General features: G+C 67.8%; 18 protein-coding genes. 11 read left to right on the forward strand and 7 right to left on the reverse strand.

Annotated features, from left to right (window positions below; translation table 11 throughout):
* Positions 1-129 precede the first annotated feature (129 nt).
* From BGO82_RS16775 to dapF, 4 genes are read right to left on the reverse strand one after another with little or no spacing between them, the layout of a single operon-like run.
* Positions 130-756 (reverse strand): septation protein A, encoded by a 627-nt coding sequence (locus BGO82_RS16775; protein WP_291306772.1) that lies wholly within the window; start codon positions 754-756, stop codon positions 130-132.
* On the reverse strand, positions 757-1,809 hold the full coding sequence (ftsY, locus tag BGO82_RS16780) for a signal recognition particle-docking protein FtsY (protein WP_291306773.1): 1,053 nt from the start codon (positions 1,807-1,809) through the stop codon (positions 757-759).
* Complete coding sequence (gene mtaB, locus BGO82_RS16785) at positions 1,809-3,074, reverse strand: tRNA (N(6)-L-threonylcarbamoyladenosine(37)-C(2))-methylthiotransferase MtaB (RefSeq protein ID WP_291306774.1); 1,266 nt, start codon at positions 3,072-3,074, stop codon at positions 1,809-1,811. The genes ftsY and mtaB overlap by 1 nt, the downstream gene beginning before the upstream one ends.
* Positions 3,071-3,928: a diaminopimelate epimerase gene (gene dapF, locus BGO82_RS16790; protein ID WP_291306775.1), complete on the reverse strand. Its 858-nt coding sequence runs from the start codon at positions 3,926-3,928 to the stop codon at positions 3,071-3,073. The genes mtaB and dapF overlap by 4 nt, the downstream gene beginning before the upstream one ends.
* A 283-nt stretch (positions 3,929-4,211) precedes the next feature.
* On the opposite strand from dapF, the gene ffh reads away from it, so the two are divergent.
* The 4 genes from ffh to trmD are packed head-to-tail and all read left to right on the forward strand — an operon-like array spanning position 4,212 to position 7,437.
* A complete protein-coding gene (gene ffh / locus BGO82_RS16795; protein WP_291306776.1) occupies positions 4,212-5,825 on the forward strand; it encodes a signal recognition particle protein in 1,614 nt (537 codons plus the stop codon).
* Between the two features lie 37 nt (positions 5,826-5,862).
* Positions 5,863-6,219, forward strand: a complete 357-nt coding sequence (gene rpsP / locus BGO82_RS16800) for a 30S ribosomal protein S16 (RefSeq protein WP_291306777.1) — start codon at positions 5,863-5,865, stop codon at positions 6,217-6,219.
* Between the two features lies 1 nt (position 6,220).
* A complete protein-coding gene (rimM, locus tag BGO82_RS16805) occupies positions 6,221-6,760 on the forward strand; it encodes a ribosome maturation factor RimM (protein ID WP_291306778.1) in 540 nt (179 codons plus the stop codon).
* A complete protein-coding gene (gene trmD, locus BGO82_RS16810) occupies positions 6,757-7,437 on the forward strand; it encodes a tRNA (guanosine(37)-N1)-methyltransferase TrmD (protein ID WP_291306779.1) in 681 nt (226 codons plus the stop codon). Before rimM ends, trmD begins: the two co-directional genes overlap by 4 nt.
* A 37-nt stretch (positions 7,438-7,474) precedes the next feature.
* Here trmD and copC read toward each other — a convergent pair whose 3' ends face one another.
* The 3 genes from copC to BGO82_RS16825 are packed head-to-tail and all read right to left on the reverse strand — an operon-like array spanning position 7,475 to position 8,800.
* Positions 7,475-7,822, reverse strand: coding sequence for a copper homeostasis periplasmic binding protein CopC (gene copC, locus BGO82_RS16815; RefSeq protein WP_366246971.1), 348 nt, complete (start codon positions 7,820-7,822; stop codon positions 7,475-7,477).
* A 12-nt stretch (positions 7,823-7,834) separates the two neighbouring features.
* Positions 7,835-8,398, reverse strand: coding sequence for a copper chaperone PCu(A)C (locus BGO82_RS16820; protein WP_291306781.1), 564 nt, complete (start codon positions 8,396-8,398; stop codon positions 7,835-7,837).
* Between the two features lie 48 nt (positions 8,399-8,446).
* Positions 8,447-8,800, reverse strand: a complete 354-nt coding sequence (locus tag BGO82_RS16825; protein WP_291306782.1) for a hypothetical protein — start codon at positions 8,798-8,800, stop codon at positions 8,447-8,449.
* A 206-nt stretch (positions 8,801-9,006) separates the two neighbouring features.
* On the opposite strand from BGO82_RS16825, the gene rplS reads away from it, so the two are divergent.
* The 7 genes from rplS to BGO82_RS16860 all read left to right on the forward strand — a co-directional run bounded on the left by rplS (position 9,007) and on the right by BGO82_RS16860 (position 16,172).
* Positions 9,007-9,510 carry a 50S ribosomal protein L19 gene (gene rplS, locus BGO82_RS16830; RefSeq protein ID WP_291306783.1) on the forward strand — a complete coding sequence of 168 codons (504 nt, stop codon included), beginning with the start codon at positions 9,007-9,009 and terminating at the stop codon, positions 9,508-9,510.
* An 80-nt stretch (positions 9,511-9,590) separates the two neighbouring features.
* Positions 9,591-10,187 (forward strand): hypothetical protein, encoded by a 597-nt coding sequence (locus tag BGO82_RS16835; protein WP_291306784.1) that lies wholly within the window; start codon positions 9,591-9,593, stop codon positions 10,185-10,187.
* 29 nt (positions 10,188-10,216) lie between these two features.
* Positions 10,217-11,023, forward strand: coding sequence for an MBL fold metallo-hydrolase (locus tag BGO82_RS16840; RefSeq protein WP_291306785.1), 807 nt, complete (start codon positions 10,217-10,219; stop codon positions 11,021-11,023).
* A gap of 203 nt (positions 11,024-11,226) precedes the next feature.
* Positions 11,227-11,901, forward strand: a complete 675-nt coding sequence (locus BGO82_RS16845) for a PadR family transcriptional regulator (RefSeq protein WP_291306786.1) — start codon at positions 11,227-11,229, stop codon at positions 11,899-11,901.
* A gap of 31 nt (positions 11,902-11,932) precedes the next feature.
* The gene (locus tag BGO82_RS16850; RefSeq protein ID WP_291306787.1) at positions 11,933-12,145 is read left to right on the forward strand and encodes a hypothetical protein; all 213 of its coding nucleotides are present in this window, start codon (positions 11,933-11,935) and stop codon (positions 12,143-12,145) included.
* A gap of 81 nt (positions 12,146-12,226) precedes the next feature.
* Complete coding sequence (locus BGO82_RS16855; protein ID WP_291307564.1) at positions 12,227-15,124, forward strand: FAD-binding and (Fe-S)-binding domain-containing protein; 2,898 nt, start codon at positions 12,227-12,229, stop codon at positions 15,122-15,124.
* A complete protein-coding gene (locus BGO82_RS16860) occupies positions 15,114-16,172 on the forward strand; it encodes an RNA methyltransferase (RefSeq protein WP_291306788.1) in 1,059 nt (352 codons plus the stop codon). The genes BGO82_RS16855 and BGO82_RS16860 overlap by 11 nt, the downstream gene beginning before the upstream one ends.
* Positions 16,173-16,325 lie beyond the last annotated feature (153 nt).

Raw genomic sequence — 16,325 nt, forward strand, 5'->3', positions numbered from 1 at the left:
AAACCTCCGGGAAAATCACCTCAACCCAAGAAGAATCCAATCACAGTCTAATGTAAACACTGCCCCCTTGCGGGGAGGGGCCGGGGGTGGGGGCCGCAGCCACCCGGCCCGTCCGTCCGAACCGCCGTTCTACGGCAGCGGATCGATCGGCGTGATCGCGTCCACCGGCTTCACCGGCTCGGGCGCGTATTTGCTCAGCACCGGCACCTGCAGCGCCGCGAACACGATGGTCAGCGGCATCGTCGCCCAGACCTTGAACGCCACCCAGAAATCGGTGCTCTGGGTGCGCCACACCACCTCGTTGAGGATGGCGAGAAAGAAGAAGAACAGCCCCCAGCGCAGCGTCAGCACCGTCCAGCCTTCCGGCCTCAGCTTGTAGACGTCGCCGAACACATATTTGAGCAGCGACAGCCGGAACGCCATTCCACCCAGCAGCACCGCGCCGAACAGCGCATTGATCACCGTCGGCTTCATCTTGATGAAGGTGTCGTCGTGCAGCCACAGCGTCAGCCCGCCGAAGATCAGCACCACCACGCCGGTGACCAGCGGCATCAGCGCCACCCGCTTCAGCAGCAGCCAGCTCAGCGCCAGCGACAGCACCATGGCGCCCATGAACCAGGCCGTGCCCACGAAGATGTCGGCACGGGCGTTGACGATGAAGAACACCACCAGCGGCCCGAGCTCGAGCGCCATCTTGATCAGCTGCGGCTTGAGCTCGTCCCAGTTGAGATCGGAATCCTTGGACGTTTCCGCCATCTACACCTCGCCCACGATGGCCCGGGCGAAATCGCCCGCCGCGAAGGCTTCGAGATTGTCGATGCCCTCGCCGACGCCGATGAAATGCACCGGCAGCCCGTATTTTTTCGCGATCGCCACCAGGATGCCGCCGCGCGCCGTGCCGTCGAGCTTGGTCATCACCAGCCCGGTCACCCCGGCTCGGCGCCCGAAGATTTCGACCTGATTGAGCGCGTTCTGTCCAGTCGTCGCATCGAGGGTCAGCAGCGTCGCGTGCGGCGCGCTGGGATCGACCTTCTTGATGACGCGGATCATCTTTTCGAGCTCGCTCATCAGCTCGTCGCGGTTCTGCAGCCGGCCCGCCGTGTCGATGATCAGGATGTCGCTGCCCCGCGCCCTGGCCTCGGTCATCGCGTCGAACGCCAGGCCCGAGGCGTCCGAGCCGGCCGGCCGCGCCACCACCGGCGCCCCGGTGCGCTGCCCCCAGACCTGCAGCTGCTCGATCGCCGCGGCGCGGAACGTATCGCCCGCCGCCAGCATCACCGATTTGCCCTCTGCCCGGTACAGCGAGGCGAGCTTGCCGATCGTTGTGGTCTTGCCCGAGCCGTTCACCCCCACCATCAGGATGACGAAGGGCCGCTTCCCCGGGTCCACCGTGAGAGGCTGTGCGACGGGAGCCAGAACTTGCGCGACATGACGTGACACAATGTCACGGACCTCGTCGCTCGAAATGTCACGGTCGAAACGGTCGCGGCGCAGCGCTTCGACCACGGAATCCGCCATGTCCACGCCGAAATCGGCCTGGATCAGCACGTCCTCCAGCTCGTCCAGCATGGCCTGGTCCAGCCGCTTCTTGGTGAACACCGCGGCGATGCCGCTGCCGAGCTGGTCCGAGGAGCGCTTGAGTCCGGTCGCAAGTCGTTGCAGCCACGAGGTTTTCGGCGCTCCGCCGGTCGGCGGCAGCGTCTCCGGCGGCCCCGGCGTCTCGGGCACCACAGCCTGTGGTGGCGCCGCCGCCGGCGGCGTCTCGCCTCCGAACAACCTCTTGAAAAAACTAGGCTTCTCGTCCGCCATCAGGCCGCATTCCGGATCGGTTCGCCGACCAGCCCCGTGGCGGCCACGGCCACCGCCCGCACCGCCACCAGCTCGCCCGGCGCATGCCCCGGCACCGCGATCGGCACGAACTGCTCGGTCCGCCCCATCCCGTCGCGCTCCACCAGCACCGCTTCCACCTGCCCGATTCGGCTTTCGCAGAACCTGTTATATTGCTGCTCGCCCAAGGCCCTGAGCCGTGCCGCGCGCTCCCTGCCGACACGCCGAGACACCTGCGGCATGCGCGCCGCCGGCGTGCCTTCACGCGGCGAATAGGGAAACACGTGCAGGTAGGTGAGGTCGGCTTCGGTCACGATGCTGAGGGAATTCTCGAACATCGCCTCGGTTTCCGTCGGGAATCCGGCGATGATGTCGGCACCGAACACCACGTCCGGCCGCAACGCCCGCACCCGCCCCACGAACTCCAGCGTATCGGCCCGCAAATGCCGGCGCTTCATGCGCTTGAGGATCAGGTCGTCGCCCGCTTGCAGGCTGAGATGCAGATGCGGCATCAGCCGCCGGTCCGACGCCAAGGCATCGTACAGCGCATCGTCCGCTTCGATCGAATCGATCGACGAGATGCGCAGCCGCGGCAGGTCCGGGATGTGCCGCAGGATCGCCTGCACCAGCTTGCCGAGGCTCGGCTGCCCCGGCAGGTCGGCGCCATAACTTGTGATATCGACCCCCGTCAGCACCAGCTCGCGATAGCCGTTGCCCACCAGCGTCTTCATCTGCTCGACCACCGCCCCCATCGGCACCGAGCGCGACGGCCCGCGCCCATAGGGGATGATGCAGAAGGTGCAGCGATGATCGCAGCCGTTCTGCACCTGCACGAACGCCCGCGCCCGCCCGTCCATGCCTTCGATCAGATGCCCGGCCTGCTCGCGCACGGCCATGATGTCGTTGACCTGCACCTTGTCGTTGAGCTTCACCCCGAACGCCATCGGGGCGTAGCTTTGGGCCTTCATCTTGTCGGCGTTGCCGAGCACCAAGTCGACCTCGGCCATATCGGCGAAGTCGCGCGGCGCGGTCTGTGCGGCGCAGCCGGTGACGATGATCTGCCGGCCCGGCGCCTCGCGCCGCGCCTTGCGGATCGCCTGCTTGGCCTGCCGCACCGCCTCGGCCGTCACCGCGCAGGTGTTGACGATCAGTGCGCCCGAAAGCCCGGCCTTTTCGGCCTCGGCCTTCATCACTTCGGATTCATAGGCGTTGAGGCGGCAGCCGAAGGTGAGCGTTTCGACGCTCATGCTGCCTTCAGCCACTCGTCCGGCAGCACGCCCTCGCCGTCGAGCGACCAGGTGCCGGTCATCAGGATATGGCCGTCGGACGCCCGCCAGTCGATCTCGAGCGGCCCGCCCGGCAGTTCCACCGTGACCTTGCGGCCGGTGAGGCCCTTGCGCGCTGCAGCGACGCCGACGGCGCAGGCCGCCGTGCCGCAGGCCAGCGTCAGCCCGGCCCCGCGCTCCCACACCCTGACCTTGATGCGCTCGGGCGATACCACCTGCGCTAGGCTGATATTGGCCCGTTCCGGAAAGATCGGATGGTTTTCGAGCAGCGGCCCGAAACGGCCGAGATCATAAGCCGCTATGTCCGAGACCCAGAAGATGGCGTGCGGGTTGCCGACGTTGACCACCGACGGCGTGTGCAGGATCGGCGCATCGATCGGCCCGATCTGCAGCTCGATGCCGGTGGTGTCGGCGAATTCCTCGCTGAGCGGGATCTGGTCCCAGTCGAAGCGCGGCTTGCCCATGTCGACGGTCACCAGATCGTCGGTGACGGTCGCCGCCAGCAAGCCGGCATTGGTCTGCAGCAGGATGGCGCGCTTGCCCACCTCTTCGGCCACCAGCGCCGCGACGCAGCGCGTGGCGTTGCCGCAGGCGTCGATCTCGCCGCCATCGCAATTGTAGATGCGCATGAACACGTCGACGCCATCGGCCGCCGGCTTTTCCATGACGATGAACTGGTCGGCGCCCACGCCCTTCACCCGGTCGGTGATGGCACGCACCGCTTCGGGCGTGAACCGCCGCCCGTCCGCCCGCGCATCGACGACGACGAAATCGTTGCCCAGCCCGTTCATCTTCAAATACGGAACGCCAGCCATTTTGCCGAAAGCCTCGCGGGACGCGTTTGCCGGCACTATATGGCGGATGTGCTGACGAATTGCCAGTGCGACGCGGGTTCGCCGGCTTCCTTGACTCCCCGGCCGTTCCCGCCTATTCACCCGCCACTTCGCTCAGGTCTGACCTGAACCGCCGACCGGGACCCGCAAAGGTATAAAGAGTTCCCCGAGGCAAACATCCCGCAGCGCGACGCGCCCCGGGGTGTGTTTGGCGTTTGCGCCTGAGCCAACCATATCCCGGGGAGTGATCCGGGAAGGAAACGCGATGTTCGATAGCCTCAGCGACCGGCTTGGGAAAATCTTCGAAGGCCTCACCGGCCGCGGCGCGCTGAACGAGGCGGATGTCGATGCGGCGTTGCGCGAAGTCCGCCGCGCGCTGCTCGAAGCCGACGTGTCGCTGGAAGTGGTCAAGGCCTTCGTCGAGCAGGTGCGCGAGCGCGCCGTCGGCGCCGAAGTCACCCGCTCGGTGACGCCCGGCCAGCAGGTGGTCAAGATCGTCCATGACGAATTGGTCAAGGTGCTGGGCGAGGTCCCGGTGCCGCTCGACTTCAACGCCCCGGCCCCGGTCGGCATGCTGATGGTGGGCCTGCAGGGCGCCGGCAAGACCACCCATGCCGGCAAGATCGCCAAGCGGCTGAAGGAGCGGCAGGGCAAGAAGGTGCTGCTGGCCTCGCTCGACGACCGCCGCCCTGCCGCCAAGGAGCAGCTGCGCGTGCTCGGCACCCAGATCGGCGTCGATACGCTGCCGATTCAGCAGGACGAGACGCCGGTCGACATTGCCCGCCGCGCCGAGCGCGAAGCCCGGATCGGCGGCTATGACGTCGTCATCTTCGATACCGCCGGCCGCACCCATGTCGACGAGGATCTGATGCAGGAGACCGCCGCGGTGAGGGCCGCGGTGAACCCCCACGAAGTCCTGCTGGTGGCCGATGCGCTGACCGGCCAGGACGCCGTCAACCTCGCCCGCTCCTTCGACCAGCGCGTCGACATCACCGGCATCGTCTTGACCCGCGTCGACGGCGACGGCCGTGGTGGTGCCGCGCTCTCGATGCGCGCCGCGACGGGCAAGCCGATCAAGCTGATCGGCACCGGCGAAAAGCTCGACGCGCTCGAGGATTTCCGTCCGGCCTCGATTGCCGACCGTATCCTCGGCATGGGCGACATCGTCAGCCTGGTCGAAAAGGCCAGCCAGACCATCAAGGCCGAAGACGCGGCCAGGATGGCCAAGAAGCTCAAGAAGGGCAGCTTCGACCTCGACGATCTGCGCGGCCAGTTGCAGCAGATGAAGAAGATGGGCGGCATGGGCGCCCTGATGGGATTGATGCCCGGCATGGGCCAGGTCAAGAAGGCCATGGCCGGCGCCAACATCGATGAGAAGGTGTTCGACCGGCAGATCGCCATCATCAACTCGATGACCAGAGCCGAGCGCGCCGACCCCGACCTGCTCAACGCCAAGCGCCGCATCCGCATCGCCAAGGGCTCGGGCACCAGGGTCGAAGACGTCAACAAGCTGATGAAACAGCACCGCCAGATGGCGGACATGATGAAGAAGGTTTCCAAGGGTGGCCTCGGCTCGCTGGCCGGCATGTTCGGCGGCAAGCTGGGCGGCATGATGCCCGGCCTCGGCCAGATGCCCGACCCGTCCAAGATGGACCCTGCACAGCTCGAAGCGATGGCCCGGCAGATGGGCATGGACCCCGCGATGCTGAAGCAGGCCACCACCGAGGGCGCTGCCCCGCCCAAGGACCTCGGCCAGAAGCTGCCCACCGATGTGGGCCAGTTGCTCAAATCCGGATCGGGCATGCCCGGTCTCGGCGGCGCCTCACGCTTCCCCGGCCTTCCCGGCCTCGGCGGCGGGTTCGTGCCGAAGAAGAAATAGAACCCCGTTTCGCAAACAAACTCCCAAGGACCAACGCATGTCTCTCAAGATCCGCCTCGCCCGCGCCGGCACCACCAAGCGCCCCTACTACCACGTCGTCATCGCCGACGCCCGCTCGCCGCGCGACGGCCGCTTCATCGAGAAGGTCGGCACCTACGATCCCAAGCTCGAGGACGACAAGCGCGTCACCCTGGTGACCGAGCGCGTGCAGCATTGGCTGAGCGTCGGCGCCCAGCCGACCGACCGCGTGCTGCGCTTCCTCGACAAGGCCGGCCTCAAGACCCGCGCCCCGCGCAACAACCCCGAGCGCGCCAAGCCGGGCAAGAAGGCCACCGAGCGCGCCGAAGCCCGCGCCAAGGCCGCCGCCGACGCCGCGGCCCCGGCCGCCGAGTAAGATGAGCGTCACCTCGTCCAAACGCCTGCTCATGGGCCGCATCGGCGCGGCCCATGGGATCAAGGGCGAGGTGCGCATCCAATCCTTCACCGAGGAGCCGCTGGCTCTCAAGGATTATGGGCCGTTCAGCACCAACCGGCCCGGCCTCGAGATCGAAATCGAAGCGGCGCGCGCCACCACCAATGTGCTGGTGGCGCGGCTCAAGGGCGTTGCCGACCGCACCGCCGCCGAAAAGCTCAACGGCGTCGAGCTCTATGTCGCGCGCGACCGCCTGCCGCCGCCCGACGACGCCGACGATTTCTACCACACCGACCTGATCGGGCTCGACGCCCGGCTCAATGACGGCACCGTACTCGGCAAGGTGATCGCCATTCCCAATTTCGGCGCCTCCGACCTGATCGAGGTGCGCGACGAGCGCAGCGGCGACACCTATCTCTATCCCTTCAGCAAGGCCGTGGTGCCCGAGGTGCACGTGGCGGAAGGCTACCTCGTGATCGAGGTGCCGACCGAAAGCGAGCCCGGCGAGGAAGAGCCCGATTGAGCTTTGCCGCCGATGTCATCACTCTGTTTCCCGAACTGTTCCCCGGCCCGTTGGGCGCCTCGGTGATTGGCCGCGGCGCGGCGCAGGGATTGTGGTCGCTGCGGCTGACGCAACTCAGGCACTTCGCCACCGACAGGCATCACAGCGTCGACGACACGCCGGCGGGCGGCGGCGCCGGCATGGTGCTGAAGCCCGACGTGCTGGCGGCGGCGATCGACGCCGTCTCCGACCAGAACGATCCGCGCCCGCGGCTGTTGATGAGCCCGCGCGGCAAGCCGCTGACGCAGGAGCGAACCCGCGCCCTCGCCCACGGCCCCGGCGTCGTGATCGTCTGCGGCCGCTTCGAAGGCGTCGACGAGCGCGTCATCGAGGCACGCAACCTCGAGGAGGTCTCCATCGGCGACTATGTGCTCGCCGGCGGCGAGGTGGCGGCGATGGTGCTGCTCGAGGCGGTGGTGCGGCTGATCCCCGGCGTGCTCGGCAAGGACGAATCGCACCAGGACGAAAGCTTCGAGAACGGCGTTCTGGAGTATCCGCACTACACCCGGCCGCAAAGTTTCGAGGGCCGCGACATTCCGGCCGTGCTCACCTCTGGCGACCACGGCAAGGTGGCGCAGTGGCGGCGCGCCGAGAGCGAGAAGCTGACCCGCGCCCGGCGGCCCGATCTGCTGAAATAGCCGCCGGCCAGGTCTGACCCGGCCGGCGCGTTTCGGCCTACTTCACCACAAAGCCGTAGCTGCCGGTGGTCTTGTGGCCGTCGCTGGCGAGCGCGTGCCAGTTCACTGTGTAGGCGCCGGGCGGCAGCGCCGCCGGCAACGTCACCAGCAGCGTCTTGCCGTCGGCGCCCAGCGCCGCGCTCACGCCGCTGACCGGCCCCGACGGCCCGCTGATCTCGACGCCGCTGAAGGCGATCTCCAGCCCCTCAGAAAAGCTCAGCGTCAGCGTCGTCGGCGCCGCGATCTCGGCCTTGTCGGCCGGCTCGCTGCCGGTGAGGTGGGCATGCGCCAGAGCGGGCGACGCGGCTCCCAGGGCGAACAATGCGGCAAGCAGAAGCTTTTTCATCGACATCACTCCTCACATGGCCATCGAGGACATATCCATCGCGTGCGACGGCTCGGCCGGCGCATCGCTCGCGCTCGGCGGCGACGATTGCGCGAAGCCGCCGATATTGAGCTCAACCTTGAGGTCGCCGGCCTTGGCGAAATGCAGCGTCATTTCTAAGCACTGTCCCTTGACGAAGGGCTGGCTGAAGCCGGTGAGCATCAAGTGATAGCCCATCGGGTCGAGCGCCACCGACCCTCCGGCCGGGATCGGCAGGCCATCGGGCAGCGCCGACATCTCCATCACCTGGCCGTTCATCTTCATCTGGTGCAACGAGGTGTCGGTGGCCGCCTCGGTGCTGGCGCCGGTGAGGGTGTCGGCCTCCGGCCCGGCATTGGCGATGCTGAGATAGGCACCCGCCGACCGGGCGTTGGGCGGCGTGGCGCGGGCATAGGCGCCGCTGACGGTGATGTCGCCGGCGGTAAAGCTCTGCCCGGTGGGGCAGCCATCGTGCACGATGCCCTCATGGGCGAAAGCGAGGGACGGCGCGGCGAGCGCCAGGGCCGCCAGCAGGGCGGCAAGGCTGAAACGAGTCATGATCTGACCTTTTGACGGGAAACAGGACGAAAACTTCCGCAGTGCAGGTCAGACGGCGGGCGGTCCTCGCGGCTGTGCGTCACGGCCGGGCGTCAGCAGCGGCTGCACCAGGGCGGGAAGCGCATAGACCACCGGCACTATGGCGAACTCGGCCGCCACGCTCGTCGCCGGCGGCGGCGGCAGCACCGCCAGGGCCGGCCGGCAGGCGTGGCAGGCGAAATGGTCGCCGGCGACCGGCGCCGGCTGGTCGCCGCAGATCGACTGGGCGGTGACCACCACCCGGCCGCCGGCGGCGAACACCGCGCTCGAATGGCCGAAATTGAGGAACAGCAGCGCAAGCACCAGAGCCGCGAGCACGACGTCGCGGGCAATCGACCTCGAAAGCGGCTCGCCCTGTCCCATGCCTCGGTTTATAGCGGTGCCGGCGGCGCGCCGCACGCGGCAAAAGCGCCCGCAGCACTGGACTCGCGGCGGCTTTCCCTCTATACGCGCGCTCGCCCGTGGCCCTGCCCGGGCCAACAAGACACATAATCCGTGCAACCAAGACCGGGCGGCTGGAGCATTCCTTCGGCGAAACGCCCCATTGAAAAGATCAGAACGGACAACACATGCCCAATATCATCGCCGAGCTCGAAAAAGAGCAGCATGAGGCCCTCGCCGCCCGCGCCAACCACCCCGATTTCACCCATGGCGATACCGTCAAGGTGTGGGTGAAGGTGCGCGAAGGAGAAAAAGAGCGCCTGCAGGCCTATGAAGGGGTGGTGATCGCCATCACCGGCACGGGGCTCAACGAGAGCTTCACCGTGCGCAAGATTTCCTACGGCGAGGGCGTCGAGCGCGTCTTCCCGATGGTCAGCCCCAATGTCGACCGCGTCGAGGTGCTGAAGCGCGGCAAGGTCCGCCGCGCCAAGCTCTATTACCTGCGCGACCGCCGCGGCAAGGCCGCCCGCATCTTCGAATCAACCTCGGCCCGCACCAAGAAGATCGAGGCCGGCGAACGCGACGCCGCCGCCGAGGCCCGCGCCGCCCGCGAGGCCGAGAAGGTCGCCGCCGCCGAGCAACTGGCCAAGGAACTCGCGGAAAAGGATGCCGCCGAAGGCAAGGCCGAATAGGCCCAGCCGGGAGTTAAGCTTGCATTCAGCGACAACCCGGCTCTGTTGGAGCCGGGTTTTTGTTTGTCGGGGAGGACATCGTGGGCAGTCCCGAGGCGCGCGCCGAAACCGCCCGCCAATTGCGCGAGGAGGTGCGCCAGGTGTTGGCGGAAACCGGCCTCTTCGCCCTGCTCACCGACCGCTTCGGCGAACCCACCGTTACCGGCAGCGCCGGCTACGACCTGATGGTCTGGCGCGATATCGACATTCACCTGCCGCTCGAGGCCGAGCGCTGGAGCGAATGGATGGCCTTCGGCCAGGATCTCGCGGCACAGCTCCACAGCGTCGGCCTCGCGCTGCACAAAGCCACCTTCGTCAACGACTGGGTCGACCCGCATCCGCTCGGCGCCGGCCTCTATTGGGGCATTGAGTTCAAGGACTTTGCCGGCAACCCCTGGAAGCTCGACCTCTGGGGCTGGGACCCCTTCGACTTCGCCGTGCGCCAGGCCCGCGATTTCTCGCTGCGCACCGACCTCGCCGCCTGCGACCGCGACCTGATCCTCCGCCTCAAGACCGAGGCGCGCGAGCGCGACGATTATTATGGCGTCAAAGTTTCGAGCTGGGACATCTACCAGTTCGCCATCGCCAAGGCCGGCGACAGCCTGAGCGCTCTGGAGCTGTGGAAGGCGCGGCAGTAGGCTTCGCCCTCCGGGCCCGGAGAAACGCTATGCCATCATACATCTGCACCACCTGCGGCGTCGGCTATGCGGAAACCGACGCGCCGCGCGAAGTCTGCCTGATCTGCGCCGATGAGCGGCAATATGTGAACGCCAGGGGCCAGGGCTGGACCACGCTCGAAGAGTTGCGCGACGATCACGTCAACGAATTGCGCGAGCTCGAGCCGGGCCTGACCGGCATCGGCGCCCGCCCACAGATCGCCATCGGCCAGCGGGCGCTGCTGGTCGAGCGGCCCGACGGCGGGGTGCTGTGGGACTGCACGCCGCTCGTCACCGACGCGGCGCTCGACGCCATCGCGGCTAAAGGCGGCGTCAGCGCCATCGCCATTTCGCACCCGCATTTCTACGCCACCATGGTCGACTGGAGCCAGGCGCTGGGCGGCGTGCCGATCTACCTCCACGAGGACAATCGCGACTGGGTGATGCGGCCCGACCCGGCCGTCGAGTTCTGGTCGGGCGCCAGCAAGGCCGTCGCCGACGGCATCACCCTGGTACGCACCGGTGGCCACTTCCCCGGCTCGACCGTGCTGCATTGGGCACAGGGTGCCGGCGGCAAGGGCGTGCTGCTGACCGGCGATTCCATCATGGTGGTGCCCGACACGCGCTGGGTGAGCTTCATGTACTCGTTCCCCAACCTCGTCCCGCTCAACGCCCGCAGCGTCGAGGCCATTGTAAAGTCGGTCCGCGCCTACCAATTCGACAGGATCTATGCCGGATGGTGGGACCGCGTGCTCGACCATGACGCCAAGGCTACAGTGCAACGCAGCGCCGAACGATATATCGCTGCCATACGCTAGAGTGCGGCCGGGCCATTGGTCCTGTGCAGATTCTATAGAAAATAGCCTGTTTTCGGCATCAGATATATTTACGCGATATATCTTGACGGTTTCGTTGTGCAAGCGTATCTCCGCACTATCGTAAGATATATCGGAGACACATCATGCATCATGATGATCCTTTTGGCCGGTCCCAGGACCGGTGGGATCGCGCCCAGCACCGCATGTGGCGCAAATTCGAGGCCATGGGCCGCCGCGGCGGCTGGGGCGGGCCGCGGGGCGGCGCCTGGGGCGCCAATTTCGGCGACTGGGGTGGCTTTGGCGACAATATGCGGATCGGCCGCATGCTCGCCTCGGGCGATTTGCGCCTGATTGCGCTGTATTTCATCGAGCAGCAGCCGCGCCACGGCTACGATCTGATCAAGGCCATCGAGGAAAAGACCGGCGGCATGTACAGCCCGAGCCCCGGCGTCATCTATCCGGCGCTGACCTTCCTCGAAGAGGCCAGCTACGTGACCTCGACCGCCGAGGGCAACAAGCGGCTCTACACCATCACCGACGAGGGCCGCACCCATCTCGACGACAACCGCGAGGCGGTGGAGAGCACGCTCGCCCATCTCGGCCGGCTCAGCGAGCAGGTCGGCAAGATGCGCGAGCGCTGGGACGAGATGCGCCGGCATTTCGACGAGCATCATCCACGCCCCGATCGCGACATGGACGACGTCGCCCCCGAGGTGAACGAGGCCCGCCGCGACCTCAAGGACGCCATCCGCGAGGCCGCCCGGGACCGCGATCCCGGGAGCCAGCGGCGCCTCGCCGACGCACTGCGGCGCGCCGCCGAGGACATTCGGCGCACCGGCAGCGGCCGTTCGGCCGAACCCGACGATGTCGATATCTGAACCGTTCCGCGAACCGCGACTGGGGCCGACCATGTGGTGGCACGCCGACCTCCCCGCTGCCCACGCTCTGGCCCCGGCGGCGAAAGCTCCTCCCGATCCCGACGACCGGGGGGAGTTCCTGCTCGAATGGATCGTGCCCAGCGTCGGCGACGAGATGCGCTCCCGCCGGTTCTGGGCCGATGGCGGTGACGGCGGCAAGCGGCGGGCCCTGCGCCGCGGCCTGCGCGTCGGCGACGATACTTAGCCACATATGGCGAAGGCGACTCGTCTGCGCCGCCAAATCGGACTAACATGTTAGTTCACGACGAGGTTTACCGTGAACGACATGACGCCCATCGGGGCCGACCGCACCGCCGCCGCGCGGCGGGTGGCGACCCGCCTTCAGGCCACCACCCAAATCCTGCCCAGCCGGATCATGACCGATCCGCTGATGACCTACGCCTATGCCGGCGATTCCAGCCAGTACCGGCTGGTGCCGGCCCTGGTGGTGATCGTCAACTCCGAAGCCGAAGTGCTGGCGGTGCTGAACGCCGCGCGCGCCGAGCGCCTGCCGGTGACCTTCCGCGCCGCCGGCACCTCGCTCAGCGGCCAGTCCAATTCCGATGGCGTGCTGTGCGTGCTCGGCGATGGCTTCAAGCAGATGCGCATCCACGACAATGGCGACCGCATCACGCTGGGGCCGGCGATCATCGTCGCCAACGCCAACCGCGCGCTGAAGCCGTTCAATCGCAAGCTGGGCCCCGACCCCGCCAGCCAGGCCACCTGCAAGATCGGCGGTGTGGTCAACAACAATTCGTCCGGCATGTGCTGCGGCGTCGCCTACAACACCTACCACACGCTGCAGCGCATGCGGCTGATGCTGACCGATGGAACGGTGCTCGACTCGGGAGATCCGGACTCGGTCGCCGCGTTCCGGCAGAGGAAGGCCGACCTGCTCGAGGCGCTGCACGCGCTGCACCACGAGGTGATGGCGGACACCGAGTTGGTCGAGCTGATCCGCAGGAAATACCGGATCAAGAACACCGTCGGCTATTCGATCAATGCGCTGACCGATTTCCACGACCCCGTCGACATCCTGATCCACCTGATCGTCGGCTCGGAGGGCACGCTCGGCTTCGTTTCGGAGGTGACCTACAACACCATTCCGGAGCATCCCTACAAGGTGACCGGGCTGATCCCCTTCCCCGATCCCTATTCCTGCGCCCGCGCCATCTCGCGGCTCGCCAATGGCGGCATCCAGTCGACCACGGGCGTCACTGCCGCCGAATATATCGAGCGCCGCGCCCTCGGCACGGTCGAGCACATCGCCGTCATCGCGCCGCTGGTCCGGTTCTTCACCGAAACCTCGCCGGCCGTGCTGATCGACGTCTCCGCGCCGACGCCGGAGGAACTGGCGGTCGAGCAAGCCAAGGCCGAGACCATCCTGCGCGAAGAGGGCGCGACCGACCTCAATTTCTCTGCCGATGAGGAGCGCTCGCACGCCCTGTGGGACGTGCGCAAGGGCTTCTTCGCCTCTGCCGGCGCGGCTCGCCGTCCGGGGACCGCAATGCTGACCGAGGACGTGGCGGCGCCCATCGACCGCCTCGCCGACTTCGTCATCGACATGCGCAAGCTGCTCGACGCGCACGGCTATGAGGACGCGGTGATCTTCGGCCATGCGCTGGCCGGCAATCTGCACTTCCAGATGGGCGACGAGCTGGCGGCGCCCGGCGCGGCGGAAAAGTTCGACGCCTTCAGCCAGGATCTGAGCGAGCTGGTCTCGGTGCGCTATGGCGGCTCGCTCAAGGCCGAACATGGCACCGGCCGCGCCATCGCCCCCTTCGTCGAGCGCGAATGGGGAGCCGCCGCCTATCGCATCATGCGCAGGATCAAGCCGCTGTTCGATCCCGAGGACCTGCTCAACCCCGGCGTGCTGATCACCGACAACAAGACCGTGCATCTCGAGCACTTCAAGGAGATGCGGCTTTCCAACCCGATCGTCGACCTCTGCATCGAATGCGGCTTCTGCGAGCCGGCCTGCCCGAGCGCGCAACTGACGCTGAGCCCCCGCCAGCGCATCGTGGTGACGCGCGAGATGCAGCGTCTCAGCGAGACGCACGAGGACGATGCGCGGCTCGCCGCCCTGCAGGAGGGGTTCGGTTATGCCGGGCTCTACACCTGCGCCGCCGGCAATGTCTGCGCCGGCCGCTGCCCGGTCGGCATCGAGACCGGCACCATGGTGCTGGGCGAGCGGGCGAGGCGCAAGACGGCGGGCGAAAAGCGCGCCGCGCACCTGGTGGCCGGCCACACGCTGGCGGTGGAGCGCGGCCTCAAGGCCGGCATCGGCGTGCAGGCGCTGAGCCGCAGCATCATCGGCGACGGCGCCACCGACGCCATCGCCGGCGCCATGCGCAAGGCCCTGCGCACGCCGCGCGTCAGCCGCGCTCTGCGGCCCGGGCCGGGCGCTCCCGCGGCGCGGCCCGGCGCCCGGGTGCGCAACAATCCCAAGGCCGACGGCGCGCCGGTGGCCATCGCGGCGCCCGCCAATCGCGTGGTGTATTTCCCCGCCTGCCCGACCCGCATGTTCGGTGCAAATACAACGCCTTACGACCTGCTGCCGACGCCCGCGGCGATGCTGAAGCTCCTGGAACGCGCCGGATTCGACGTCGTGGTACCACAGGGGCTGGAGGGACAGTGCTGCGGCCAGCCTTTCCTCAGCAAAGGCTTCCCCGAGGAGGCGGCGCGGGTGGGCGGCCGGCTCCTGGAAACGCTGGCGCCGGAGCATGCGCGCGTTCTGACCGACGCCGCGACTTGCGCCAAGCATTTGAAGCAGCACCACAATTCCGAGATCGTCGTGGCCGACAGCGCCGAGTTCCTGGCAGCCGAAGTGCTGCCCAGGCTCAAGGTGGTGCGGACCATTCCGGCCGTCGCGGTGCATCACAATTGCTCGGCGCAGCGGATGGGCGAGCAGCAGGCGACCATGACACTGTGTCAGGTTATCGCGGGTACGGTTGCGCCGCTCGACTCGGTGAGCTGTTGCGGCTTTGCCGGCGACAAGGGCCTGTTCGCGCCGGAGCTCAACGAATGGGCGACGCGCTTCGTCAAGAACGATATTCCAGCCGGCTGCGAGGTCGGCGTGTCGACGGTCGCGACCTGCGCCGCCGGCCTCAGCGAGCGCGCCGGCATCCCCTTCGTGTCGCTGGCAAGTCTCCTGGAATACGCTACAAGGCCGGATGCTCCCTGATCTGTCCGAGCCGGAAGACCGCCGCGACCCGTTCTGCCGCTATTTCGGCACCTGCGGCGGCTGCACGCTGCAGCATTTCGGCCCCGCCGCCTACGATGCGCTGAAGCGCGGGCTGGTGGAGGACGCGCTGCGCCACGCCCATGTGGCGGCGGCGCTGAACCCCATGCTCGCCGCCCATGGCGACGGCCGAAGGCGGGCGACGCTGCATGCCCGCGGCAAGGCGGTGGGCTACATGCAGGCGCGCAGCCACGATTTGCTCGACATCGCCGCCTGCCCGATCCTGGTGCCGGCGCTGGCGCAGCGCGCCGTGACGCTGACCCATCCCATCGCCGCGACCGTCGGCGATTGCGACGTGGCCTATACCGCGACCGACACCGGCCTCGACGTCGCCATCCGCACCGAGCGCCGATTCAAGGCCGAGCGGCTGACGCTGCTGGCGCAGCGCTCGGGCGCGGCGCGGCTGTCGCTCAATGGCGAGATCGTCATCGAGACGCGGCCGCCGGCGGTGAGGATGGGCAAGGCGCTGGTCGAGATTCCGGTCGCGAGCTTCCTGCAGGCGACCGCCGAGGCCGAGGCGGTGCTGGCGCGGCTGGTGCGTGACGGCGTCGGGCCGGCGAAATCGGTGGCCGACCTGTTCTGCGGCATGGGCCCGTTCACGCTGCGGCTGGCCGAAACGGCGCGCATCTTTGCCGCCGATGCCGACCGGCCGGCCATCGCCGCGCTGCACAAGGCCGTGAAGCACACACAGGGGCTGAAGCCGGTGACGGCGGCCGTCCGCGACCTGTTCCGCGAGCCGCTGCTGCCGCGCGAGCTCGACGCCCACGACGCCGTGGTGTTCGACCCGCCCCGCGCCGGCGCCGAGGCGCAGGCCCGCGAGCTGGCGAAGTCGAAGGTCAGGACCGTGGTGGCGGTGTCGTGCGAGCCGCGCACCTTCGCCCGCGACGCGGCGATATTGATTGCCGGCGGCTACCGGCTGGAGAGCGTGACGCCGGTCGACCAGTTCGCCTGGTCGATGCATGTGGAGGTGGTGGGGGTGTTCCGGCGGTGAGGCGACTTTTGACTAGTACGAACGTTGTTCCAGCGGCCCCCACCCCCCAGCCCCTCCCCGCAAGGGGGAGGGGGGCGATGGAGCCGCAATTTCGGTTGGGCAGTCAGGCCCCCCTCCCCCTTGCGGGGAGGGGACGGGGGTGGGGGCCGCGAG

The organism is Devosia sp. 67-54 (genome assembly GCF_001899075.1).
Classification (GTDB): Bacteria; Pseudomonadota; Alphaproteobacteria; order Rhizobiales; family Devosiaceae; genus Devosia_A.

Coding starts and splice junctions, on each gene's coding strand:
- BGO82_RS16775 (WP_291306772.1), bottom strand. CDS start 756: ATGGCGGAAACGTCCAAGGATTCCGATCTCAACTGGGACGAGCTCAAG.
- ftsY (WP_291306773.1), bottom strand. CDS start 1,809: ATGGCGGACGAGAAGCCTAGTTTTTTCAAGAGGTTGTTCGGAGGCGAG.
- mtaB (WP_291306774.1), bottom strand. CDS start 3,074: ATGAGCGTCGAAACGCTCACCTTCGGCTGCCGCCTCAACGCCTATGAA.
- dapF (WP_291306775.1), bottom strand. CDS start 3,928: ATGGCTGGCGTTCCGTATTTGAAGATGAACGGGCTGGGCAACGATTTC.
- ffh (WP_291306776.1), top strand. CDS start 4,212: ATGTTCGATAGCCTCAGCGACCGGCTTGGGAAAATCTTCGAAGGCCTC.
- rpsP (WP_291306777.1), top strand. CDS start 5,863: ATGTCTCTCAAGATCCGCCTCGCCCGCGCCGGCACCACCAAGCGCCCC.
- rimM (WP_291306778.1), top strand. CDS start 6,221: ATGAGCGTCACCTCGTCCAAACGCCTGCTCATGGGCCGCATCGGCGCG.
- copC (WP_366246971.1), bottom strand. CDS start 7,822: ATGAAAAAGCTTCTGCTTGCCGCATTGTTCGCCCTGGGAGCCGCGTCG.
- BGO82_RS16820 (WP_291306781.1), bottom strand. CDS start 8,398: ATGACTCGTTTCAGCCTTGCCGCCCTGCTGGCGGCCCTGGCGCTCGCC.
- BGO82_RS16825 (WP_291306782.1), bottom strand. CDS start 8,800: ATGGGACAGGGCGAGCCGCTTTCGAGGTCGATTGCCCGCGACGTCGTG.
- rplS (WP_291306783.1), top strand. CDS start 9,007: ATGCCCAATATCATCGCCGAGCTCGAAAAAGAGCAGCATGAGGCCCTC.
- BGO82_RS16840 (WP_291306785.1), top strand. CDS start 10,217: ATGCCATCATACATCTGCACCACCTGCGGCGTCGGCTATGCGGAAACC.
- BGO82_RS16845 (WP_291306786.1), top strand. CDS start 11,227: ATGTGGCGCAAATTCGAGGCCATGGGCCGCCGCGGCGGCTGGGGCGGG.
- BGO82_RS16850 (WP_291306787.1), top strand. CDS start 11,933: ATGTGGTGGCACGCCGACCTCCCCGCTGCCCACGCTCTGGCCCCGGCG.
- BGO82_RS16855 (WP_291307564.1), top strand. CDS start 12,227: ATGACGCCCATCGGGGCCGACCGCACCGCCGCCGCGCGGCGGGTGGCG.
- BGO82_RS16860 (WP_291306788.1), top strand. CDS start 15,114: ATGCTCCCTGATCTGTCCGAGCCGGAAGACCGCCGCGACCCGTTCTGC.